The organism is Duganella sacchari (genome assembly GCF_900143065.1).
GTDB classification, from domain to species: domain Bacteria; phylum Pseudomonadota; class Gammaproteobacteria; order Burkholderiales; family Burkholderiaceae_D; genus Rugamonas; species Rugamonas sacchari.
Map to the genome: position 1 here is coordinate 18,780 of NZ_FRCX01000010.1, position 23,950 is coordinate 42,729.

Below are 23,950 nucleotides of genomic sequence, written 5' to 3' on the forward strand. Positions count from 1 at the left end.
TTAGCCCAAACAATGCTAAACCTATGACAAACGCAAAAACCGCAATGAATCTCGTTTTACAAGGCGTGGACGACTGCAAGGCCCGTCTTGAGCGTATCGCCGCACTGACCGCCCCTGCCAATCTCACCTGGCTGAGCGACCGCGCCCTGCGTTGCGAAGGCATCACCTTTTCGCCAGCACTGCGCCAGACCATCGAAGTAGCAGCCCATGCGGCACAGCTGGACGCCACCTACTCCATCGGCTTCCACAAGATGAGCGAGTTCAAACTGGTGGCGATGGACATGGACTCGACCCTGATTACCATTGAGTGCATCGACGAAATCGCCGACATGCAGGGTTTGAAGAAGCAAGTCTCGGAAATCACCGAAGCGGCCATGCGCGGCGAACTGGATTTCTCGGAAAGCCTGAAACGCCGCGTGGCGCTGCTGGAAGGCCTGGACGCCTCGGCGCTGGAACGCGTCTACGAAGAACGCCTGCAACTGTCGCCCGGTGCGGAAAGCATGTTGAAAGCGGTGCAGGCGGCCGGCCTGAAAACCCTGCTGGTGTCGGGCGGCTTCACCTATTTCACCGAGCGCCTGAAACAGCGCCTGGGCCTGGACTACACCCACGCCAACCAGCTGGAAATCGTTGACGGCAAACTGACCGGCAAGGTGGTGGGTGGCATCGTTGATGCAGAAGAGAAGAAGCGCACCGTGGAACGCGTGTGCGCGGAACTGGGCATCACGCCGTCGCAAGCCATCGTCATGGGCGACGGCGCCAATGACCTCAAGATGATGGGCATTTCCGGCATGTCAGTGGCTTTCCGCGCCAAGCCGGTGGTGCGCGAGCAGGCCAATGTGGCGCTGAATTTCGTCGGCCTGGACGGCATCCTCGCACTGCTGCAATAAACCGGCTCAGTGCCGGCGCTTGGCCGCCTTGATCGCGTACATCTGCGCGTCACCGGCGGCCAGCAGCGCTTCCACCGATTGCGGCGCGTTCGGCTGGAATTCTTCCGCCCCATAGGAAAACGCCAGGTCGTAGCCACGTTTGGCGCTGGCGTTGTAGTCATGTAGCTGGGCGCTGAACTTGTCAATCACCGCTTGCGCTTCCGGCTTGTTGGCACCTGTCAGCAGCACCACAAATTCGTCGCCGCCCAGGCGCGCGCACAAGTCCGTGCTGCGGAAACTGCTGCGCATCACACTGGCAAACGCCGCCAGCGCACGGTCGCCCTCCGCATGGCCGAAATTGTCGTTGATCGGTTTGAAGCGGTCCAGGTCAATAAATGCCAGCGTCGCCGGCTGGTGATGGCGAACGCAGAAGTTGAGCCCATAGGCAGCCAGCTGCAAGAAGCCACGGCGGTTTGATATCCTGGTCAGCTCGTCCGTGGTAGCGTTCTGGAAGGCGCTGAGTTCATCTTCCACCATCGACGCCAGATCGTGCAGCGCCAGCTTGTCCTCCTGATCGAAGTTGCGCGGCGCGCTGTCGATCAGGCACAGCGTCCCGACCTTGGCGCCGCCCACGGCACGCAGCGGACAACCCGCATAGAAGCGGATCTTCGGCCCGCCAGTGACCAGCGGGTTGTCGGCGAAACGCTCGTCCGCCAGGGCATTGGGAATGTACAGGATATCGTCGCCAAGAATCGCGTGGCCGCAGAACGAGACATTGCGCGGCGTTTCAGCCGCATCCAGCCCGGCGCGTGATTTGAACCACTGGCGATTCTCGTCGACCAGGCTCACCAGCGCTGCCTCCACGCCAAACATGCGCTTGGCCATGCGGGTCACGCGGTCAAAGCGCTCTTCGGGCGGGGTATCCAGAACGTCAAGCGACTTTAGCGCTGAAAGCCGTTGAACCTCATCAAGGGGTATGCCGGGTTCTTTCAAGATGATCTCCTATGCCTGGTAAGCGTAGTCGTTTCATAATACTACCCGATCTTTTTGCCTCCGAGCGTAGCGATCAAGCCATCTGTGGCATCCTCGATATAGTCCAGCACCTGGTCAAAGCCCTGGCTGCCGCCGTAGTAAGGGTCAGGCACCACGTCCGAGCCGCTGCGCGTGGCGTGCGACATAATCAACCCCAGCTTTTGCTGGTACTCCGGCGGGCACGCCGCTTTCAGCAACTTCAGGTTATCGTGATCCATCGCCAGCAGGTGGTCGAACTCCTCGAAATCGCGCGCCGACACCTTGCGCGAACGCTGCGCCGACAGGTCGTAGCCACGTTTGGCCGCATACTCCATCGACCGTGCGTCGGGCGGCTCGCCCACGTGATAGCCGTGCGTGCCCGCCGAATCGATCACGAAGCGGTGCGCCAGCCCGGCCGCTTGCACGCGATGGCGGAACACCCCTTCCGCCGTCGGCGAGCGGCAGATATTCCCCATGCAGACAAACAGCACCGATACCGGTTTAGCCATGCCTTACCTCACGCAATGTAGAGCAGCAGGCCATCACCACGCTGGGCGGCGTCGGCATAGAACTGGGCCATTTCGCGGTAATTGTGCAGCACGTAGTCGAGATCCTCCTCCGGTTCCGTCCACACACCGGGATAGATGTCCGCAGCGGCCAGCCGGTCCGACGAAAAGCGCGCGCGGATGTCTTCTGCGCCGATACCCGCCAGCGTGGCCGACAAGGCCCGCACCTCGGCTGGCTGCAGCACCCGTACCGGGCCATAATCCATTTCTTCGCCAACTGGCTCGCCACCGAAGATCACCGGCGCGGCATCGTCGGCGCCAGGTTCGGCGCTGCCGTTCAGCACAAAGTGAATCGCATGCCAGGCCTTGTCGACATCCATCGCATGCTGGGGCGGCGCCTGGTCTTCGCCATAGACGAAGTCACCCAGCGCATCGGGATCTGCCATAAAACGGTCTATCTGTTCGCTATCTACCGCAATGAACGAGGCACGCATACCCATGACAGTCAGCACCTTATATAATCAGCATCATTGCATTTTATGCGAAAAAGGATCAGACATGGGTTATCGCTGCGGCTGCCGGCTGAGCAAGGTACACGACGCCGTCCAAGGCGCGGACGTGCCGCTTGCGCTGCTCTACCCGGCGCACGGCGAAGAGCATACCGAACACTTCGGCCCTTACTCGCTGGACGTGGCAATGGATGCCCCGCCAGCGGCCGGCGTTTATCCGCTGGTCGTCATCTCGCACGGCCACTCCGGCACGCCATGGGCCTATCGCCAACTGGCCAAGCACCTGGTGCTGGCGGGCTTTATCGTCGCCCTGCCCGCCCACACCGGCAATACGCGGCTCGACAACACGCTGGCCGGCACCGCAGAAAATCTGGCCAACCGTCCGCGCCACATCACGCTCACCATCAACGCCGCGCTGGCCGATGCCACCGTGGGTGCGCATATTGCCGGCAACGGTGTCGCTGTCATCGGCCACTCCATCGGTGGCTACACCGCGCTGGCGGCGGCCGGTGGTCTGCCCTGGAGCGGCCCTTATGACTGCAAGGATTCCGGCACACAGCCGGAACCGGTACCTGTCACGCCCGACGCCCGCATCCGTTCGCTGGTGCTGCTGAATCCAGCGACGTTCTGGTTTATCGCCGGCTCACTACGCCCGGTGAACCTGCCCATCCTGATACGTACCGGTGAAAAGGACGAGATCACGCCGATCGAACATGCACACAAAATCATCGAAGGCGTGGCCCATCCCGAACTGGTGGAACACCAAGACATAGCCGGTGCCGGACACTTTGCTTTCATGAGCAAGTTCCCGCCGGAGATGACGCGGCCGAACTTCAAGCCTTCGCAGGACCCGGAAGGCTTTGACCGCGAAACCATACAGCCGGAGTTCTTCGCCGACGTCACTGCCTTCCTGCAGCGGACGCTGGGCGCAGCCCGCGCTGGCACGTAGTACGACAAAACGAGGAGAGATCATGTCCCAAGAACTGGTACTGGATGGCCGCCTGGAATCGGCCAAAACGACAGCATGGTGGCTGTACGTGATACACGCCGTCAGCTTTGTGTTTTCGCTGGGCGCATTTTCCATCATCCCGCTGATACTCAACTATCTGCAGCGACCCAGCACGGAGAACACCTTCGTCCATAGCCACCACACGTGGATGATCCGTTCGTTCTGGTGGTATGTGGTGCTGATCGTGGTCGGCTGCGCCTTCTTCATCACCATCATCGGCATTCCGGTGGCCTGGCTAATCTGGATCGGCGCCTGGCTGTGGAAGGCCTATCGCCTGATCGTCGGCATCGTCCGCATCAACCGGAACGAGCCGGCGCCGCTATAAGTTCCAGCGCCTGCCGCAGGCCATTGACAATCACCTCATAGGCCTGCTGGCGGGTCGCCTCATCGGGCGCGCGCAGCACGTATGACGGGTGGTAGACCGTGATTACCCAGCGGCCGTCGTGTTCAAACGGCGCATCCATCACGGACTGCATGGTCGCACTGCCCCGCTCCAGCACGGACTTCAGCGCCGTGCTGCCCAGCGCCACAATCACGTCTGGCTTCACGCGCGCCAGTTCTTCTTCCAGCCACAGGTGACAGGCGGCGATCTCGCTTTGCGCCGGGGTTTTATGCAAGCGCCGTTTGCCGCGCAACTCCCACTTGAAATGCTTGACGGCGTTGGTCAGATACACAGCATCGCGCCGGACGCCCGCTTCTGCCAGCGCACGGTCCAGCACCGCGCCTGCGGGGCCGACAAATGGCAAGCCTTGCAAATCTTCCTGGTCGCCGGGCTGCTCACCTACCAGCATGATGCGCGCGTTGCGCGGCCCAACGCCGGGTATCGCCTGCGTCGCATTGCGCCACAAATCGCAGCGGCGGCACTGGTCGAGCGTCGATGGCACTTCACGCTGGGGCTGGGCGCGTTCTGCGGCGACGGGTATCGTGGTGGCGCCGCTGCGCCGGCCTACTGTGCTGGTCTGTCCGGTACGACGCTCGCCATTGGCCGCCGCGCTGACCATGGCAGGCACGATGGCGCCTTCCGGCAAATTCTTCCAGAAGCGCGATGGAATATGGCTGCGCAGCAGATCCGCGTTCACGCGCGCCGGATTGAAGATGCTGCGGTAGTAGGTCAGCCACAGCGCTTCGCCGGCATCATCGATATCAGCTGCGCTGCGCATCAGCGGCGGCATGTCGTGCAGGCGTTCGCCATCCCACGCCACGGCCGCTGCCGGTGTGGCGATCATCCAGCTGGTGCCGCCCATGCGGCGCGCAAAGTGCCGCGCCACCTGCGGCAGCACCTCGTGCGTGGGCTCGAACCAAGCGACAAAGCGCGGCGCGCCGTCCTCCTCCTTGCGCTCACGAAAACGCACGTAGGCATGCATGTCGTGCTCCTCGCGATGCACTGCCTTGACCATGGCATGCAGGCGCGCACCATCGGGATCGGCGGCGGATACCACGTCGCGCTGACCCAGCTGCCAGCGCCACAGCACCTTGTACAGGAAAGCCCAGCGATCGGGCGTATTGAAGCAGCCGGCCGCCATCAGCATCTCCACCAGCTGGCGCGGCAGATGCAGTGCCGCCTGGCTCGCCGGTGCATGCGGTTCAGCGCCAAAAGCCGAGAACAGGTCGCCGTCGCTTTCGCTGGTCGCCCATTCCACGGATTCCGGCGCGATACGGCCTGCAATCAGCTCACGTGCCGCAACGCGCCACTCGTCAAACGAACGGACCACCTTGCGCATCATGCCGCCTGCAGCTCCGGCCACAGGTTCATTTGCTGCGGCGCTTCCGCCATGGCCCGCCGCAGATGTTCGGATGGACTGCTGTCGTTGGCCGGAAAATAGTCCGCCGTGATGATGAACGGTGAAATCTTCTTCATGCTGCACCTGAGTCGCGACAAGTCCGCATAGCGCACCTGGCGCAAACGCCGCAACTCCACAATCCGCTGCGCATTGCGCAATCCGATGCCAGGCACGCGCGCAATCATGTGCGGTTCCGCACGATTCAGGTCCAACGGAAAATGCTCGCGATGCGACAAGGCCCAGGCCAGCTTGGGATCGATGTCCAGCGCCAGATTGCCGCTGGCCGGCAGCAGTTCATTGACCTGGAAGCCATAGCTGCGCAACAGGAAGTCCGCCTGATACAGGCGATGCTCGCGCTGCATGGGCGGCGGCGCCAATGGCACGCTCTTCGGGCTTTGCGGTATCGGACTGAAAGCCGAGTAGTACACGCGCTTGAGCTTATAGCTGCCGTACAGCGTCTCGGCCGTGGTCAGGATTTGCTGGTCGTCGCTGGCATCGGCGCCCACAATCATTTGCGTGCTTTGCCCGGCTGGCGCAAAGCGCGGCGCTCTGGGCTCTTCCGCCTTTTCATCGAGCTTGCGGCGGATCGAGCCCATGGCCAGCTTGATGGTATGCACACTCTTTTCCGGCGCCAGCTTCTGCACACTGTCGTGCGACGGCAGTTCGATATTCACGCTGAGGCGGTCGGCATAACGCCCCGCTGCCGCGATCAGTGCCGGATCGGCGTCGGGGATGGTCTTCAGGTGGATGTAGCCGCGGAACTGGTGCACCTCGCGCAGCTCACGCGCAACCTGCACCAGCTGCTCCATGGTGTAATCCGCAGACTGGATGATGCCTGAGCTGAGGAACAGCCCATCAATGTAGTTACGCAGATAGAAGTCGGTAGTCAGCTTTACCACTTCCGCCACCGTAAAGCGCGCACGCGGCACGTTGGAGGAGCGCCGGTTCACGCAATACTGGCAGTCGTACAGGCAGTAATTGGTCAACAGGACTTTCAACAGCGAGACGCAGCGTCCATCGGGCGTATAGCTGTGACAGATGCCCATGCCCGTGGTCGCGCCAAAACCGTCCTTGCCGATGGAGTTGCGCTTCGGCGCCCCGCTGCTGGCGCAGGAGGCGTCGTATTTGGCCGCATCCGCCAGGATTTCCAGCTTGTCATTCAGTTCCATTCCCGCCTCGCTACACTGTGTTTTTATACAGTATAGCAAAAATGCGGTCTAGGGCGAAGACAAGGAGAGCCTGCGTGGTGCGGCATGCGACAGCGACGGCGGACGCAAGGCGTTTTCCTCATGAGCGCTGAGACGGAATACGCTCACCAGCTGCGCCAGCGACGTGGCCTGCTCCTGCATGCTTTGCGCCGCCGTTGCCGCCTGCTGCACCAGCTCCGCGTTCTGCTGGGTCACCGTATCCATCTGCGCAATGGCCTGGTTCACCTGTTCGATGCCGGTGCTCTGCTCCTTGCCAGCCATGGTGATTTCGGCAATCAGGTCCGTCACGTGGCGCACGCTGGCCACCACCTGGTCCATCGTGGTGCCGGCTTCCGCCACCAGCTTGCTGCCCTCTTCCACCTGGCTGACCGAGTTGCCGATCAATTCCTTGATCTCCTTGGCGGCGCCCGCAGAGCGCTGCGCCAGGTTGCGCACCTCGGATGCAACCACCGCAAAGCCGCGCCCCTGCTCGCCAGCGCGCGCCGCTTCCACCGCAGCGTTGAGCGCGAGGATATTGGTCTGGAAGGCGATGCCGTCGATGACCGTGATGATGTCCGCAATCTTGCGCGACGAGGCATTGATCGATTCCATCGTATCCACCACGCGGCCCACCACATCGCTACCGGCCTGCGCCACGTTCGACGCGGAACCGGCCAGCTGATTGGCCTGCGCCGCCGTGTCGGAGTTCTGTCGCACCGTGGAGGTCAGCTCCTCCATCGATGCCGCCGTCTCCTCCAGTGAACTGGCCTGCTGTTCGGTGCGCGATGACAGGTCCAGATTACCGGCCGCGATCTGGTCCGACGCCGAGGCAATAACGTGGGTGGAACCGCGCACGTCGGTGACGATTTTCGCCAGGCTGTCACGCATCATCTTCATTGCATGCAGCAAGCTATGCTCATCGCCATCGCGCACTTCGACCTGCACCGACAGATCGCCGGCGGCGATGCGGTTGACGATATCGGCGGCATACGTCGGCTCGCCGCCCAGCCCGCGCATCAGACTGCGCGTAATCAGCATCGCGCCCACCGCGCCCAGCACCACACTGCCGACCATCAGCGAAATGATCCATACGCGCGACGAGGCATAGCGCAGCACACCTTCTTCCGCTGCCGCCTTGCCGCCATTGCTGTAGAAGTCCACCAGCTTGTCGACCTGTCCGCGCAGCGAGACGATGAGTTTATTCGACTCGCCCCGGATCAGCTTCTTGCTCAGTTCCGTGTCACCGGCACGCACCGCCGCGCGGATCTTGCCATCTTCCGCCATATAGCGTTCCCATTGCTCGACGAATTGGCCATACATCTGTTTTTCTTCTGCGGATTCCAGCAACGCCTCATAATCTTTTTGCATTTTTTGTAAATCAACAAGGTCGGCAGCGATTACCTTGTCATATTTATCTAATTCAGATGGATCTGTGGAAATAATATATTGCAATTCCCTGGTTCTAATACGCGCGACTTGCGATTTAATATCTTCAATTACCCGCACACTGGGTAACCAGCGCGATGACAAGCGTGTCGATATTTCATTCACCTTTGATAGCTCGAATATTGAGAAAACCCCAACAATCGTAGTCATGAGCAATACCGCAACAAAGGCCAGGCTGAGCTTGGTTGCGACTGGTAATTCAGTCAATTGCTTCATTTCCATCTCTCCCCGATAATCGTTCTATAAAATATAAAAATATTTTCTTCAAATAAAAATATAAGCATTTTATTCACCCAATAATACAACAAACATAGCCAGTGTATTCCAATAGAATAGCGATCACAAAAGACTTTAGAGGTAATCATGCTGTCATCGATTGAATATCAAGGCAATATCTGCCTGGCTACAACAGATTTTTCATGGGGTAATGATCTTAATATTATTTTTGAGCTATTGAATAAGCGTTTTGATAGCTTTAACGATAATGGCTTTTATCCCCACGCGGACGAAGTGGCGCTGCGTGAGGAACTCAAGGAAGTCGCCACCTTGCGCAAATTGAGTGAGCAGATCCGCAAGCTGGGCGCGAACGGTGTGGTGCTGCGCAATCTGGGCCTGCACGAACTCCCCGAGGATCGCCGCAACGCCGCGCTGTACGCGCTGACGCTGATGCTGGGGTATCCGACCTCCACCGACCAGCGTACCGGCCGCGTGGCCTGGGACGTCAGGGCCCGTCCGGAAACCGGCGCCGATGGCCGCTTCGTCACGTTCTCGGAACGCGTGGGCAGCGCCGACATGCACACCGATTCATCGTTCTACCCGATGCCGGAAGAGCAGTTCATTCTTTACGTGGTCAATGCGGCCCGCTGCGACGGCGGCCATTCGATCCTGATCGACGCAGAAGCTATCTATCAGGCCTTGCACCGCACACCGGAGGGCGCGGCGGCGTTCGAGCTGCTGAGCAAGGTAGAGGTTCCGTTCCGTGTGCCGGCCGTGTACGCGGCGGGCGATGAGAATATTGAAGTCTTCACGGCGCCAGTCTTCGGCCCGCCAAAACGCGACGGCGACCGCTTCACCATGCGCTGGCGTTATGACGCCATCATGAAAGGCCTGGCAGCACGTCCGGACCTGAGCAGCCCGGCGCTGGAAGAAGCACTGGAAATCATGAACTGCGTCGCTGAACAGGAAGCCCCGCGCTTCATGGAGCAGCTGCCGACCGACACGCTGATGCTGGCCGATAACCATCGCATGCTGCACGGCCGCACCACCTATAGCGACGAACGCCGCCACCTGATCCGTATCCGCATGTCGGACGTGCCGAATGCACAGCGCATCGGCCCATCCGGCGTGGTGCGGGACTAAACCGTGACGGCGTTCATCGCCTCCACCACGCCCACCACCGCGCCACAGGATGGACTGGCTGCCGGCCCGCGCTTCCGCGCCATGCTCGCCGTCATGACTGCGGTGGCCATGGCCTCGCTGGACACCGCCATCGCCAACACCGCGCTGCCCGCCATGGCAGCGCAGCTGCAAGCCACGCCTGCGGCATCGGTGTGGATCGTGAATATCTATCAGTTGGCGATGGTGGCCACGCTGCTGCCGTTTGCCGCGCTCGGTGAAATCGCTGGCTACCGGCGCGTATTCATCGGCGGACTGGTAGCGTTCACCGCCGCCTCGCTAGGCTGCGCGCTGGCGTGGTCGCTGCCATCGCTGGTAGCGGCGCGCTTCGTACAGGGGCTGGGCGCCAGTGCCGTCATGGCGGTGACGACGGCGCTGATGCGTGCCATTTACCCGGCGGCGCTACAAGGCCGCGGCTTTGGCACCAATGCGCTGGTGGTGGCGGTGGCGTTTGCTGTCGGCCCGACCGTGAGTTCATTGATCCTGTCGGTCGCATCATGGCCCTGGCTATTCGCGATCAACGTCCCGTTCGGCCTGACCGCGTGGCTGGTGGCGCGCGGCGCCGTGCCGGACAACGCGCGCGGCACGCACCGTTTCGATCACCTGGCCGCAGCCTATAACGTTGGCGCTTTCGGCAGCCTGGTGCTGCTGTTTGCCGAGGGCGCGCACGGCGCATCGCCGCAGCGCTGGGTGCCCGAGCTGATCGTGGCGGTGGTGTGCTTCGCCTTGCTGCTGCGGCGTCAGCGCAGCCACAGCGCGCCGCTGCTGCCGGTCGATCTGTTTCGCATCCCCGTGTTCACGCTGTCCGCGCTGACGGCCGTGTGCACCTTTGCGGTACAGGGCGCGGCTTTCGTCTCGTTGCCGTTTTATTTTGAAGCGCTGGGCCGTTCACCGATCGAAACCGGCTTCCTGATGACGCCGTGGCCCGCGATGGTCGCGGTGATGGGGCCTGTTGCAGGCCGGCTCAGTGAACGCTACACCGCCGGCGCGCTTTGCGGCGCGGGCCTGCTGCTACTGTGCGCCGGTGTGGTGACGCTGATCCTGCTGCCGCCGGCGGCGTCGGACTACGCGATCATCTGGCGCATGGCAGTGTGCGGCGTCGGCTTTGGCCTGTTCCAGGCGCCGAATATGAAAGCCATCATGAGCAGTGCGCCGCTCACGCGCGCGGGCAGCGCCAGCGGCATTGTGGCCACGGCGCGACTCACGGGCCAGGCTACCGGCGCTGCCACCGTGGCCGGCTGCTTCATGCTGGCGCACGCTGCGGGGCCGGTGACTGCGCTCGCCGTGGCGGCGGTGTTTGCCGCCGTCGGCGCCTGCGTCAGTTTCGCGCGTCTGAAAGTCAGGCCAGTATCGCCTTGAGCGCGTCCACCAGCTTGCCACACTCTTCGTCCGTGCCGATGGAGATACGCAGGAACTGGTCGATGCGCGGCGACTTGAAATGGCGCACGAGGATGGCGCGCTCGCGCAGCGCCGCCGCCAGTTGCGCACCATCGCGCTGCGGGTGGCGGGTGAAGATGAAGTTGGCGTGCGACGGCAGCACGTCAAATCCCATCGCCTGCATCTGCAATGTCAGCCACGTGCGGCTGGCGATGATGGCTTGCGAAGTCTGTTCCGTGTACGCCACGTCATCCAGCGCGGCAATCGCACCGGCCTGCTGCACCTGGCCCAGCGGGTAGCAGTTAAAGCTGTTCTTCACCCGTTCCAGGCCTGCGATCAAGTCTGGATGACCCAACGCAAAACCAACCCGCAGGCCGGCCAGCGAACGCGATTTCGACAAGGTCTGGATCACCAGCAGATTATCGTAGCGGTCCAGCAGCGCAGCGGCACTTTCGCCGCCAAAGTCCACATAGGCTTCATCGATCACCACCGGTTGATCCGGGTGGGCTAGCAGCAGCGCCTCGATCTGCGCCAGCGGCAGCGCGATGCCGGTCGGCGCGTTCGGGTTGGCTATGATGATGGCGCCGCAAGGACGATGGTAGTCCGCGACATCAACCTCAAAGCGCTCATTGAGCGGCAGCTCAAGCGACTCGATCCCATATAGGCTGCAATAGGTAGGGTAGAAGCTGTAGCTGATGTCTGGCCGCAGCAGCGGCAGTTCATGCTTGAGCAAGGCGTGGAAGGTATGCGCCAACACTTCGTCCGAGCTGTTGCCGACGAAGACCTGTTCACGTGTCAGACCAAAGCGCCGCGCTACCGCGTCCTTCAAACCGGCATTGGACGGGTCGGAATACTTGCGCAAGCCATCACCCACGGCCGCCTGCATCGCCGCAATCGCCCTGGGCGACGGGCCGTAGGGATTTTCGTTGGTATTCAGCTTGACCAGGTTGGGCATCTGTACCTGCTCGCCTGGCGTGTAAGGCGTCAGGCCGTCTACCACTTTGCTCCAGAACCTGCTCATGGCATTTCCCCAAATGCCTGCTCGATGTCGGCGATTAAATCACTCACGTCTTCCAGGCCGACGTTGAAGCGCACCAGGGTGCCCTTGTCCTGCCAGTTCTTGCGCATGTGCTGGATACGATATGGCACCGCCAGGCTGTTGGGACCACCCCAGCTGAAACCGATCTTGAACAGCTTGAGCGCGTCGACAAACCGGTCGGTCAGTTCTTCCGTATAACGCTCGTCGAAGATCACCGAGAACAAGCCGCCGGCGCCGCTAAAGTCGCGCTTCCACGTCTCGTGGCCGGGACAGTCCGGGAAGGCCGGATGCAGAACACGCTTGATCTCCGGCCGCCCTTGCAGCCATGCCGCCAGCTTGCGCGCCGCCGCGTCATGCGCGTCAAAACGCAAACGCATGGTCGGCAAACCACGCGACACCAGGTAGGCATCATCCGCGCCCACACCCAGACCCAGACGCATATGCGCCAGGCTGATACGGTCATGCAGATCGCGGTCGCGCGTGATGACGGCGCCCATCAGCACATCGGAACCGCCGGACTGGTACTTGGTCAGCGCCTGCATCACAATGTCCGCACCCAGATCGAAGCCGCGCAGCGCCAGGCCTGCCGACCAGGTATTATCCAGCGCCACCAGCACGCCTCGCTCGTGCGCGGCCTTGCAGATGGCCGGCAGGTCCGGCACTTCCATCGACACCGAGCCGGGCGCCTCGGTCCAGATCAGCTTTGTGTTCGGCTGGATCAGTGCGGCGATGCCCTCGCCGATGAGCGGATCGTAATAGCGTGCCGTGATGCCGAAGTCCGCCGACAGCCAGCGACCCAGCTCGCGGTTCGGGTTATAGACATTGTCCGGCAACAGCACATCGTCGCCCGATTTCAGCAGCGCGAAATCAACCATGCAAATCGCCGCCAGTCCGCTGGGCGCCAGCAGGCACTGCTCGCCGCCCTCGATCTCCGCCAGACGCGCCTCCAGCGTGAAGGTGGTCGGCGTGCCATGCAGGCCATAGGTATAAGAGTTTTTCTCTTTCCAGTCACCCGAACGCATGGCGGCCACGTTCTTGAACAGCACCGTGGACGCATGGTGTATCGCCCCCGGAAAAGCCGCGAAGCCTTCCGGCGCCTGGTAATCCGAGTGGATCAGCGCTGTTTGCGGCGACTTCCTGGTATTCATCGCATATTGCCGGTGTGGCCCAGCGAGTAGCGGCCCGGTTGCGGCCAGACGGTCAGGCCGTGCGGCTCCTGGCCAACCTTGACCTGCTTGACGTCGCCGTTGCTGGTATCAATGCGGTACACCACATCGTCAAAGCGGCCCGACAGCCACAGATATTTGCCATCGGCGCTGACGTTGCCCATGTCCGGGCTGCCGCCGCCAGGGATCGGCCAGGTCGCGATCACTTTCTCGGTGGCGAAGTCGATCACCGTCACGCTGCCCTTGCCTTTGCGCTTGCCGTGGATCTTGTGAGTGCCGCGGTTGGCCACATACAGCTTGGTGCCATCACGGCTCGGGTACAGGCCGTGCGCGCCCAGGCCGGTCGGGATGAAGCCAACCTTCTGGAAGCTGGCCGCATCGACGATGTGCACGCCGTCGGCATCCATGTCGGCGATGTAGTAACGCTTGCCATCCGGCGAAACGCGGATATCCTGCGGCATGCCCTTCTTCGAGGTGCACACTTCGCTGGCCAGTACATCATCAATGGTTGGTTTCTCGGAGAAGCGCGTGGTCGGCATGGACAGCTTCAGGTAGCCATCCACCTTGCGCGCTTGCAGGTCGATACGGGTCACCGAACCATTGAATTCGCAGGTAAACATGGCATAGCGGCCGTCCGGCGAGAAGTCCGCATGGTTGATGCCACCGCACTGCGGCGCGTCGATCGCATACTGCATCGCCATCGTGTGCGGATCGCGGAAGTCCAGGCGGTGCAGGGCTTCCGCCACCACGATGGCCGATTTGCCGTCCGGCGAGAAGTACATATTGTAGGGATCATCCACCGGGATCTGCTGGCCCGGCTTGCCGGTGCGCGGATCGATCGGCGTCAGGCTGCCCTTGTTGGTACGCTCGGCGTTATTGGCAACCCACAGCGTTTGCAGGTCCCAGCCCGGCACCACGTGCTGCGGGCCGACGCCAACCTTGAACTTGTCGACCACCTTCATGCTCTCCGGGTCGATCACATACACGTCGTTGGAGCGCAGGTTAGGCACATACACGCGCGGCAGGTGGTCGCGCACGGCCGGGCTCATATTGGATGGCGCAATGCCGGCATAGACGTTGGCCGGTGCAGCGGCTGGTGCGGCGGCGGGCGCAGTGGCGGCGGCCAGCAGCGTGCCGGCGGCGATCAGACCTGCGGCGGCCAGGGCCGCATAAACGATGCGATTGGTAGATGGTTTCATTTGGATTCTTTAACAGAAGTGGATGGCGCGCCATGCGCCGCAAATTCAGTAATCGCAGCCACCGACGTATCGACGATGCGCTGCACGCCCAGTTTGCCCAGTTCGGCCGTCGCGCGGCGCGCATCGCCACGCACACCTTGCTCGACAGTCGGCGAAGGACCGCGCGCCAGCGCGTCACTGCGCACCAGGGATTTATCAGTGGCCAGCATCAGCGCCGCATCCGCCAGGCCGGCATGCAGGCCGATTTCGGCCTTGCTGTAGCCGCGCTTTTGCAGATCCGCCACATAAGCGTCTTGCGTGACATCGTAGTAAGCCAGCAGCGCCAGGGCGCTAGCCTTGCCGTCCCTGGCCCAGGCCTTGTTCAGGCGCTGCGCAACCTTGGTCTCGCTTTTTTGATAGCCGCCATGGTCGCCAATCAGCACGATGTGCCGGAAGCCGTGCTGGCGCAGACTCTGGCCGGTTGACACCAGCAAGTCTTCAAAGGTTTGTTCGGGTATCGACAGCGTGCCGGCAAAGCGCATATGGCCAGCGGGCGGCGTGATGCTGCCTTCGGGGACGTAAGAGACGACCGGGGCCACTACGGCATTGCCCAGCTTTTGCGCAATCATCTTCGCCAGCGCCACGGCGCGGACATTGTGTTTGCCAAGCGCGATATACGGACCGCTTTGTTCCGTTCCGCCGATGGGAATAATGGCGGTGGTGGCGCCACCGTCGATGCGGGCGCGCAGTTCTGTGCTGGTCATTTCTTCCAGCATGAGCGGCGCTTCGGCCGCAACCGCGGGCCGCGCCAGCACGCCTACCAGCAAGCAAGCGGCCAACGCCGCCGGGATTTTCAAGTCAGGCATAAGCATCTAAAAATGATAAAGGCGGACCGCGTAGTACGCTGGTCCGCCTTTATTATAGTAGATGAATCGTTAAATTCGTCTTTAGAGCGCTGCGCCCCACAGATCGTGTGCGTCCGACGCAGTGATCTGCACATCGACGAACTGGCCGACAACCAGCTTTTTATGCGGCTCGTACGGTGGTTTGACGTACACCACACCGTCGATTTCTGGCGCGTCTGCGGCCGAGCGGCCGACGCCACCGGTACGGTTGACTTCATCGATCAGTACACGCACGGTGCTGCCAACCTTGGCTTTCAGGCGCGCTTTCGAAATTTCTTCCTGCAGCAGCATGACGCGGCCGCGGCGCTCTTCGCGCACTTCTTCCGGCACCGGATTGGCCAGTTCATTGGCGGTAGCGCCTTCCACCGGCGAATAGGCGAAGCAGCCCAGGCGGTCGATCTGCGCTTCCTTGAGGAAGTCCAGCAGGTATTCGAATTCCGCTTCGGTCTCGCCCGGGAAACCGGCGATGAAGGTCGAACGGATGGTCAGGTTCGGGTTCATCTTGCGCCATGCCAGGATGCGGTCCAGATTCTTCTCGCCGCTGGCCGGACGCTTCATGCGCTTCAGTACATCCGGGTGCGCGTGCTGCATCGGGATGTCCAGGTAAGGCAGAACGTGCTCGCCCATCAGCGGGATCACCTGGTCCACGTGCGGGTATGGGTAGACGTAATGCATACGCACCCAGGCGCCGTAGGACTTGGCCAGTTCGCCCAGCGCTTCCATCAACTGCGTCATGTGGGTCTTGATCGGACGGCCGTTCCAGAAACCGGTGCGGAACTTGACGTCCACGCCATAGGCCGAGGTATCCTGCGAAATCACCAGCAGTTCCTTGACGCCCGACTTGAACAGGTTTTCCGCTTCCAGCAGCAGCTCGCCGATAGGACGCGACACCAGGTCGCCGCGCATCGATGGAATGATGCAGAACGAGCAGCGGTGGTTACAGCCTTCCGAAATTTTCAGGTAGGCGTAGTGCTTCGGCGTCAGCTTTATGCCTTGCGGTGGAATCAGGTCGATGAATGGTTCGTGCGGCTTCGGCAGGTGCAGGTGCACCGAGTCCATCACTTCGCCCAGTGCGTGCGGGCCGGTCACGGCCAGCACTTTCGGGTGGATCTTGGTGATCAGGTCCGAGCCGTCGGCATCTTTTTTCGCGCCCAGGCAACCGGTCACAATCACCTTGCCGTTTTCAGCCAGCGCTTCGCCGATGGCGTCCAGCGATTCCTGCACGGCGGCGTCGATGAAGCCGCAGGTATTGACGATCACCAGATCGGCGCCGTCGTAAGACTTGGCGGTCTCGTAACCCTCTGCACGCAGCTGGGTCAGGATCTGTTCGGAGTCGACCAGCGCTTTAGGGCAGCCGAGCGATACAAAGCCCACTTTAGGTGCTGGCGCGCCGGCGGCTGGCTTGGGAAGACGAGAGAGTGGTTGCGATTGCATGATGGTTGCTTAAAACGTCACAAGAATTACGAGCAATCGAACATTATACCATGTTAGGATAGTGGCTTAACGCCCTCTTTTCTATAGGAGATTGTGTGGCAACACTGAAAGACGTCGCAATGCTCGCCGGTGTAGGCATGTCGACAGCATCGCGCGCCATTTCAGGCGCCGGCCCGGTATCGGCCGAGGCGATGAAAAAAGTACAAGCCGCCATCGAACAGCTGAATTTCCGCCCTTCCTCCATCGGCCGCTCGCTATCGGCGCAGTCACTGGGCATGATCGGCATTTTCGCTCCCTCCTTCTTCGGCGCCTACTACGGCACCATCCTCAAACAGACCGACATTGAACTGCGCGCCATGCGCCGCCACGTGGTGGTGGCCACCGGCTGCGGCGACGGCACGCCTCGCGACGAAGCGATTGAAGCGGTCAAGTTCCTGATCGGCCGCGATTGCGACGGCATCGTCGTGCTGGGCCACGACCTGCTGGACGAAGACATGCAGATGCTGCACAAGATGCATCCAAAGATGGCGTTCCTGAACCGCCGCAGCCTGGAGCTGGAGTCGTCCTCGTTCTGCCCCGACCACTACCACGGCGGTGAACTGGCGGCCCGCACCTTGCTGGACGCGGGTCATCGCCAGCTGGCGGTAATCTCCGGCCCGGTCGGCACCTCGGACAATGAGGAACGTCTGCATGGCTTCTTTGATGCGCTGGAGCGCGCCGGCATCGCGCGCGATTCGGTGCGCCAGATTCCATCGGACTTCTCGCGCGAAGGCGGCTTTGGCGCCACGCAGCAGTTGATTAACGAAGGCCGCCAGTTCACGGGCCTATTCTGCGCCAATGATGAAATGGCGGTGGGCGCCATGTCCTGCTTCCACCGCGCCGGCGTCCGCGTGCCGAACGACGTTTCGATTGTCGGCTACGACGATGACTACTCGGCAGAATTCTCGTCGCCGGGCCTGACCTCGGTGCACATCCCGATGCAGCAGCTGACGCAAAATGCGGTGCGCTGGCTGCTCAACATCTGCTACGGCACCCGGCACGAGATCACGCGCGATTTCCCGGTCACCGTTACCCGTCGCGGCTCGGTGGCGCCTCCGGCACAATAGCCTGGCTGCAGTCGCGGATGTTGATATACACCCGCTGACCGACCTGTACCTCCACGTTCTCCGGCACCGCCACAACGGCATGCCGGGGCCGCAGTGCCGACTCGTAGCGCACATAGACATAGCGCCCTTGCGGCACTATGCGGCGACAATCGACGCTGGCCTGCGCCAGCTGCGCCGCGTCGGGCGCGACGCTTTCCACCACGGCATCACGCCACCCTTCTTCGTAGTTGTAGACGCTGTCATAGACGGCGGCACAACCGGACAGCATCCACGCCATCAGCATCGCGGTTCTCATGCATCCTCCCGCCAGCCACCTCCCAATGCCTGGAACAGCGCGACCGTGTCCGCGTAGCGTACGGCCTGCGCCTGTATGCGCGCCAGCAGCGCCTGCTGGTATGCCTGCTCCGCCTGCAGCACCACTGGATGGCCCACGGCGCCCGCCTGCCACTGGCGCCGGGCTATCGCCAGGCTGCGGCCGGCCGCCTGTTCAGCCGAGGCCAATGCGCGCAGCGAGCGGCTGTCGGCTTCAATCGCATGCAGCGTATCGGCCACGTCCTGGAACGCCGTCAGCACCACGCTGCGGTACTGTGCCGCGGCCTGGTCGTAGCTTGCCTCGGCCGCCAGTTGCTGATGTTTGAGCGCACCGCCATGGAACAGCGGTTGTACCAGGTCCGCACCAATGCTCCAGAAGCCATTGCCGGCCTTGAATAGCGTGCCCGTGCTCAGCGCCGCACTGCCCAGGGTCGCCGACAGCGAGATATCCGGCAAGCGCGCCGCCTTGGCGGCGCCGATCTGCGCACTGGCCGCATGCAGCTCGGCTTCGGCTGCGCGGATGTCCGGGCGCTGCTCGATCAATCGTGCCGGCAGGCTAAGCGGCAGCTGCTCCGGCAAGCGCAGCGCGGCAAACGCCAGACGCTGCGTCACGCCCGCACCTGGCAGGCGGCCAGCCAGCACCGACAGCAGATCACGCTGCTGCGCCAGTTGTTTTTCCACTGGCGGCAGCGTCGCCTCCATCTGCGCCAGCAATGCTTCCTGCGCAGCGACGTCCGCAGCGCCCAGTTGCCCCGCCCCTTGCTGCTTGCGTACCGCGTCCAGCTGTTGGCGGGCGTTTTCCACCAAGGCCGTCGTGGCGTCGAGCTGGGCGTGTAGCGAAGCCTCGGTGATCGCGGCCAGCACCAGGTTGGACGTCAGCGACAGCCGTGCGGCGTCGCGCTGGAAGCGCGTCACGTCGGTTTGCGCATCGACGGCCTCCATTGCACGGCGCGAGCCGCCGAAGACATCCGGCGTGTAGCCGATGTTCAGCTGCGCCGTATGCAGCGAGTACAGGCTGACGCCCGAGGCGGCCGGACTGGCCAACGGATTGGCGATCTTCTGGCGCGTCGGCTGGAAATGCAGATCGACACTTGGCCACAGCGTGCCGCGTTGTGCGGCAGCGGTTTCACGTGCCGCGCGCAGGCCTGCTTCGGCCGCCTGTAGGTCCGGGTTGGCGGCCAGCGCTGCCTCGACCAGCGCGTTCAGTTCATCGGAGCCAAACAGCGTCCACCACTGTGATGGCACGTCCTGTCCCAGGGTATAGCGCTGGTCAGCCACTTCGGGCAGCGCCTCTGCCGTGTAGCGGTCCACGGCTGGCGCAGCGGGACGGACAAAATCAGGACCGGCAGCGCAGCCAGTCAGCGAGGCGGCCAGTGATGCAGCCAGCAACGCCGCCGCCACAGCTGGCGCAGTGGGAACAAGCTTTTTCATCATACGTTATCTCCTTCCATCGCATCCAGCGTGACCTTGCCGTCCGGGCCGGCGCGGCGCGCGACACGATCTTCAATCAGGTAATACAAGGCTGGCAGCAGCACCAGCGTCAGCACGGTGGCTGTCACCAGTCCGCCGACCACCACCGTGGCCAGCGGCCGCTGCACATCGCTGCCCAGGCCATGGGCCAGCGCCGCCGGCACCAGGCCCAAGGCGGCTACCGTGGCGGTGGTCAGCACCGGACGCACACGCTCGCGGGCACCGTTGATGACCGCCGTGCGCAGATCGTCCGGCAGCAGCTTGCGCCAGCGGTTCAGATTGGCCAGCATTACCACCGCGTTCAGCACCGAGACGCCAAACAAGGCGATGAAGCCCACTGCCGACGACACGTTCAGTGTCATCCCGCGCATTTGCAGGGCGACCAGGCCACCCAGCAGCGACAGCGGCACCGCCAGCAGAATCAGGCCAGGCTGGCGCAGGTTGCCGAACTCGGAGAACAGCATCACAAACATCAGCGCCAGTACCGCCGGCACAATCACCGCCAGACGCGCCTGCGCACGCTTCTGGTTTTCGAACTGGCCGCCCCAGGTGATCTGGTAACGCGCATGGTCGTAAGCCACTTCGTGTTCGATGCGTGACTGCGCCTCTTCCAGGAAGGACGACAGGTCACGGCCGCGCAGATTGGTCCGCACGGTCAGGTGGCGGCGGTTCATTTCACGGGTAATCGTGGTTTCGCCTTCCGCCAGACGGATATGCGCCACCTGCGCCAGCGCAACGTGTGCGCCGTTGGCGGCATTCAGCACCAGATCGCCAATCGCCTGCGGATTGTTGCGGGTGTTGCCGCTGAAGCGCGCCGCCACGTCGTAGCTGCGGTCATCGACAAACACTTGCGCCACCGGGCTGCCGCCGATGCCGGTCTGGATCAGCGCCATCACGTCGGCCACGTTGATGCCCAGGCGTGCGGCCGCCGCGCGGTCAACATCAATCCGCACCTGCGGCAACGGCGGTTCCTGGTCGATGATGACATCTTCCGCACCCGGCACGGTGCGCAGCAGATGCTCGACCGCGCTGGCCAGCTTGCGGGTCTGGTGGAAGTCTTCACCATAGACCTTGACCACCAGATCGCTGTGGGCGCCAGCCAGCTTGTCCAGCACACCGTCGATCATCGGCTGCGAGAAACCGACGTCGGTACGCGGCAGCTCGCGGTAGCGCGCGGCCAGCTTGTCGATCAGATCCTGCTTGCTCATGCCCGACGGCCACTCGCTATAGGGATGCAGCGTCACCGCACACTCGATATGCGATGGCGTGAACGGGTCCGTCCCCTCGTCATTGCGGCCCAGCTGCGTCACCACGTGGGCGACCTGCGGCTCTTTCAGCGTGGTTTCGCGCAGCGCGTCGGCCATCTGGGTGGCTTTGGTCAGCGAGATACCAGGCGGCAGCGTCACTTGCAGCCAGATCGAGCCTTCGTCCAGCGTCGGCAGGAAGTCGCGGCCGATAGCGCCGCCCAGCAGGATCACGCCCGCCAGCGTTGCGCCGGCCAGGACCAGCACCAGCCGTGATTTGCCGACCAGCCGTTGCAACAGCGCTTCGTAGCGCGGCATCAGCCATTCCAGCAACGGGTTATGGAAAATCTTGCGCGGTTTGCGGAAAGCCCAGAACGCCATGCCGGGTATCAGCATCATCGTCATCAGCAGCGCGCCAAGCAGGGCAAAGCCCACGGCAAACGCCATCGGCGAGAACAGCTTGTACTCGATACGCTGGAAGGCGAACAGCGGCAAGTAGGCAATCATAATCACCAGCATGCCAAAGAAGGTTGGGCGCATCACCTGCAGCGTGGCCTTCAGCGCGGCCTGGCCGGACATCAGGCCTTCCGGCTGCTCTTCGCGTTTGCGCAGGATATTCTCCAGCACGAAAATCGCGCCATCCACAATGATGCCGAAGTCGATTGCGCCCAGCGACAGCAGATTCGCCGGAATTTTAAAGTGGTGCATCAGGATGAAGGCGATCATCAGCGATACCGGAATCGCCGCAGCCGCAATCAGCGCCGCACGCGGGCTGCCGAGGAACAGCACCAGCACCAGCGTCACCAGCACCACGCCTTCAATCAGCGTCTTGCCGACGGTGTGCACGGTGGCGTCCACCAGCGTGCTGCGGTCCATATAGGGTACGACCTTGACATCCTTGGGCAGCAGGTGGTCGTTCAGATCCTGCACGGCTTCATGGACGCCGGCAATCACGCGCGACGGATTCTCGTTCTTCAGCAGCAGCACGATGCCGGAGACGGTATCCGACACATGGTCCTTGCCCAGCACACCGTGGCGCTCCTGATTGCCGAGCGTGACATTGCCCAGGTCCTTCACCAGCACCGGCACGCCATCCTTCTGCGTGACGACAATATTGCCCAGGTCATCCAGACTGTGGATCAGGCCCACGCCGCGCACCACCAGGCCTTGTTCGCCGCGCGTCAGCACGCTGCCGCCGGCATTGGCGTTGTTGGCGGCAATCGCTTGCGTGATCTGCGCCAGCGACAGGTTGTACTTGGACAGCCTGGCCGGATCAAACTCAAGCAGGAATTGCGTGGTCAGCCCGCCGAAATTGCTGACGTCAACAACGCCGGCAGCCTGCTTCAGGCGTGGAATCACCTTCCAGCGCTGTAGCTCCGACAGTTCGCGCAGATCGCGCGTTTTCGACTCCAGCGTGTAGCGGTAGATTTCGCCGATCGGCGAGGTCAATGGATCAAGCGCAGGCTGCGCACCATACGGCAGGCTGACGCCCGCAATACGCTCCTGCAGGCGCTGGCGCGACCAGTAGTCTTCCGCACCGTCCTGGAACACCACGGTAATCAGCGACAGGCCAAAGGTGGACTTCGAGCGCATCACATGCATGCCCGGCGTCCCCATGATCTCGCGCTCAAGCGGAATGGTGATCTGCTGCTCCACCTCTTCGGCGGCCAGACCATTGACTTGCGTGACCACCTGCGAGGTGGTGTCGGCGATATCCGGGTAAGCTTCCAACGGCAGCTGCGTCCAGCAGTAAGCGCCGTACAACGCCACCATCAGGAAAATCAGCGAGACGATGCCGCGCCGGTTAAAGCACAGGGTGACCAGACGTTCAATCATTCAGCAGCACTCCATCCTTGACCACGATACGCTCACCTGCTTTCAAGCCGGACAGCACTTCCACCTGTTCACCGATCTGCGCGCCCAGCTTGAGTTCACGCGGCTGGAATTGCCACGGCTTGACTTCCACAAAAGCGCGGCTGGCAAAACCGTTCTGGATGATGGCGGACATCGGCACCACAATGCCGGGGTGTGCGCGCGCCAGCAGCGTGGCTTCGGCAAACATGCCTGGCTTGAGGCGTCCATCGCGATTATCGAACGGCATACGCACCTTGACCGTACGTGTATCCGCGTCCAGCATCTCGCTGACGTAGCCGACCTGCCCTTTCAACGGCTCCGGGTAGGCGTCCAGCCGGATCGCCGCCTGCTGGCCGACGTACAGCTGGTTCAAGTCCTTTTCCTGTGCATTGGCACTGACGAACACGCGCGACAGATCCGCCACCGTCATCAGCGGTGCGGTAGCGTCGTTCCAATAACCGCCTTCGGCTGCGGCCAGCGCGACCACGCGGCCCGGGATCGGCGAACGCACGGCCAGCTTGCCGCCTGCAACCGCAGTACCGCCAGCACCGGCGCCACCGGCCTGGCTCAAACGCGCATTGGCGCGCGCCGCTTCACTGGCGGCCTGCTCATAGTCGCTCTGCGCCTGCTCCAGGTCGCGGCGCGCGGCGATGTCCGACTTGTCCAGTTCCCGCTGGCGTTCCAGGTTGCGGCGCGCCAGCGTCAGGGCCGATTGCGCCTTGGTGGCGTCAGCGTTGGCTTGCGCGAAATCCGGTGCGTCGATCACGAACAGCACCTCGCCAGCTTGCACGGCATCGCCAAGCTGCTTGTTGAGGCGAACGATGCGTCCCGCCAGCGGTGGCAATACCTTCACCAGGCGCGCGGGATCGGCTTCCACCACCGCCGGCAAAATGAACGGCGCCTGCACGGTTTGATCGGCCACTGCCTGCACCACCAGCGAACGTCGCAATGGCGATTTTTGCGGCAGGCGCAGCAAATCGCCTTCATGCACCAGCGCGGGTTCTGGCTGCGGCGCAGCGGCTTCCCTGGCCTGCAAGCCGTAAACGCTCCACCCGGTCAGCGCAAAGGCAGCGATGCCCAGTGCACACGGCAGATAGAAGTTTTTCAGAGTTGTTGTTGTTGTCATGGCGGTACCCTCCTTAGTGCGAGCATGTT

At 62.5% G+C, this 23,950-nt stretch carries 21 protein-coding genes; 6 read left to right on the forward strand and 15 right to left on the reverse strand.

What is annotated here, in order from left to right:
- Positions 1–44 precede the first annotated feature (44 nt).
- Entirely contained in the window at positions 45–887 is an 843-nt protein-coding gene (gene serB, locus BUA36_RS21300) for a phosphoserine phosphatase SerB (protein ID WP_072787341.1), read from the forward strand.
- 6 nt (positions 888–893) lie between these two features.
- Here the strand turns inward: serB and BUA36_RS21305 are convergent, their stop codons facing one another.
- From BUA36_RS21305 to BUA36_RS21315, 3 genes are read right to left on the reverse strand one after another with little or no spacing between them, the layout of a single operon-like run.
- Positions 894–1,859: a sensor domain-containing diguanylate cyclase gene (locus BUA36_RS21305; protein WP_072787342.1), complete on the reverse strand. Its 966-nt coding sequence runs from the start codon at positions 1,857–1,859 to the stop codon at positions 894–896.
- Between the two features lie 41 nt (positions 1,860–1,900).
- Positions 1,901–2,386, reverse strand: a complete 486-nt coding sequence (locus BUA36_RS21310) for a low molecular weight protein-tyrosine-phosphatase (protein WP_072787343.1) — start codon at positions 2,384–2,386, stop codon at positions 1,901–1,903.
- A gap of 8 nt (positions 2,387–2,394) precedes the next feature.
- Positions 2,395–2,883, reverse strand: a complete 489-nt coding sequence (locus tag BUA36_RS21315; RefSeq protein ID WP_072787344.1) for a YfbM family protein — start codon at positions 2,881–2,883, stop codon at positions 2,395–2,397.
- 58 nt (positions 2,884–2,941) lie between these two features.
- Between BUA36_RS21315 and BUA36_RS21320 the strand changes: the two genes are divergently transcribed.
- On the forward strand, positions 2,942–3,841 hold the full coding sequence (locus BUA36_RS21320) for an alpha/beta hydrolase family protein (protein WP_072787345.1): 900 nt from the start codon (positions 2,942–2,944) through the stop codon (positions 3,839–3,841).
- Positions 3,842–3,863: 22 nt separating this feature from the next.
- The gene (locus tag BUA36_RS21325) at positions 3,864–4,226 is read left to right on the forward strand and encodes a DUF4870 family protein (protein ID WP_072787346.1); all 363 of its coding nucleotides are present in this window, start codon (positions 3,864–3,866) and stop codon (positions 4,224–4,226) included.
- On the opposite strand, the gene BUA36_RS21330 is transcribed toward BUA36_RS21325, so the two are convergent.
- From BUA36_RS21330 to BUA36_RS31555, 3 genes are read right to left on the reverse strand one after another with little or no spacing between them, the layout of a single operon-like run.
- Complete coding sequence (locus BUA36_RS21330) at positions 4,198–5,625, reverse strand: UdgX family uracil-DNA binding protein (protein ID WP_084560272.1); 1,428 nt, start codon at positions 5,623–5,625, stop codon at positions 4,198–4,200. The two genes, BUA36_RS21325 and BUA36_RS21330, sit on opposite strands and share 29 nt — an antisense overlap.
- Positions 5,622–6,851: a putative DNA modification/repair radical SAM protein gene (locus BUA36_RS21335; protein ID WP_072787347.1), complete on the reverse strand. Its 1,230-nt coding sequence runs from the start codon at positions 6,849–6,851 to the stop codon at positions 5,622–5,624. The genes BUA36_RS21330 and BUA36_RS21335 overlap by 4 nt, the downstream gene beginning before the upstream one ends.
- A 48-nt stretch (positions 6,852–6,899) precedes the next feature.
- Positions 6,900–8,531: a methyl-accepting chemotaxis protein gene (locus tag BUA36_RS31555; protein WP_072787348.1), complete on the reverse strand. Its 1,632-nt coding sequence runs from the start codon at positions 8,529–8,531 to the stop codon at positions 6,900–6,902.
- 237 nt (positions 8,532–8,768) lie between these two features.
- Between BUA36_RS31555 and BUA36_RS21345 the strand changes: the two genes are divergently transcribed.
- Together BUA36_RS21345 and BUA36_RS21350 are read left to right on the forward strand one after the other, a co-directional pair.
- The gene (locus BUA36_RS21345; RefSeq protein ID WP_072787349.1) at positions 8,769–9,674 is read left to right on the forward strand and encodes a TauD/TfdA family dioxygenase; all 906 of its coding nucleotides are present in this window, start codon (positions 8,769–8,771) and stop codon (positions 9,672–9,674) included.
- Between the two features lie 3 nt (positions 9,675–9,677).
- Entirely contained in the window at positions 9,678–11,069 is a 1,392-nt protein-coding gene (locus BUA36_RS21350; RefSeq protein ID WP_072787350.1) for an MFS transporter, read from the forward strand.
- Here the strand turns inward: BUA36_RS21350 and hisC are convergent.
- From hisC to rimO, 5 genes are all read right to left on the reverse strand, one after another.
- A complete protein-coding gene (gene hisC, locus BUA36_RS21355) occupies positions 11,050–12,108 on the reverse strand; it encodes a histidinol-phosphate transaminase (RefSeq protein ID WP_072787351.1) in 1,059 nt (352 codons plus the stop codon). The genes BUA36_RS21350 and hisC overlap by 20 nt on opposite strands.
- Positions 12,105–13,274 carry a cystathionine beta-lyase gene (locus tag BUA36_RS21360; protein ID WP_072787352.1) on the reverse strand — a complete coding sequence of 390 codons (1,170 nt, stop codon included), beginning with the start codon at positions 13,272–13,274 and terminating at the stop codon, positions 12,105–12,107. The genes hisC and BUA36_RS21360 overlap by 4 nt, the downstream gene beginning before the upstream one ends.
- The gene (locus BUA36_RS21365; RefSeq protein WP_072787353.1) at positions 13,271–14,491 is read right to left on the reverse strand and encodes a YncE family protein; all 1,221 of its coding nucleotides are present in this window, start codon (positions 14,489–14,491) and stop codon (positions 13,271–13,273) included. Before BUA36_RS21365 ends, BUA36_RS21360 begins: the two co-directional genes overlap by 4 nt.
- Positions 14,488–15,336 (reverse strand): creatininase family protein, encoded by an 849-nt coding sequence (locus BUA36_RS21370; protein WP_072787534.1) that lies wholly within the window; start codon positions 15,334–15,336, stop codon positions 14,488–14,490. Before BUA36_RS21370 ends, BUA36_RS21365 begins: the two co-directional genes overlap by 4 nt.
- Positions 15,337–15,417: 81 nt before the next feature.
- Entirely contained in the window at positions 15,418–16,809 is a 1,392-nt protein-coding gene (gene rimO, locus BUA36_RS21375; RefSeq protein ID WP_072787354.1) for a 30S ribosomal protein S12 methylthiotransferase RimO, read from the reverse strand.
- Positions 16,810–16,904: 95 nt separating this feature from the next.
- Here rimO and BUA36_RS21380 point away from each other — a divergent pair, with 95 nt between their 5' ends.
- A complete protein-coding gene (locus BUA36_RS21380; protein WP_208861917.1) occupies positions 16,905–17,915 on the forward strand; it encodes a LacI family DNA-binding transcriptional regulator in 1,011 nt (336 codons plus the stop codon).
- On the opposite strand, the gene BUA36_RS21385 is transcribed toward BUA36_RS21380, so the two are convergent.
- The 4 genes from BUA36_RS21385 to BUA36_RS21400 are packed head-to-tail and all read right to left on the reverse strand — an operon-like array spanning position 17,878 to position 23,921.
- Positions 17,878–18,210, reverse strand: a complete 333-nt coding sequence (locus BUA36_RS21385) for a hypothetical protein (RefSeq protein WP_139260659.1) — start codon at positions 18,208–18,210, stop codon at positions 17,878–17,880. The genes BUA36_RS21380 and BUA36_RS21385 overlap by 38 nt on opposite strands.
- A complete protein-coding gene (locus tag BUA36_RS21390) occupies positions 18,207–19,661 on the reverse strand; it encodes an efflux transporter outer membrane subunit (RefSeq protein WP_371851478.1) in 1,455 nt (484 codons plus the stop codon). The genes BUA36_RS21385 and BUA36_RS21390 overlap by 4 nt, the downstream gene beginning before the upstream one ends.
- Complete coding sequence (locus BUA36_RS21395; protein ID WP_072787357.1) at positions 19,658–22,777, reverse strand: efflux RND transporter permease subunit; 3,120 nt, start codon at positions 22,775–22,777, stop codon at positions 19,658–19,660. Before BUA36_RS21395 ends, BUA36_RS21390 begins: the two co-directional genes overlap by 4 nt.
- Positions 22,770–23,921: an efflux RND transporter periplasmic adaptor subunit gene (locus BUA36_RS21400; protein WP_072787358.1), complete on the reverse strand. Its 1,152-nt coding sequence runs from the start codon at positions 23,919–23,921 to the stop codon at positions 22,770–22,772. The genes BUA36_RS21395 and BUA36_RS21400 overlap by 8 nt, the downstream gene beginning before the upstream one ends.
- Positions 23,922–23,950: the final 29 nt, after the last annotated feature.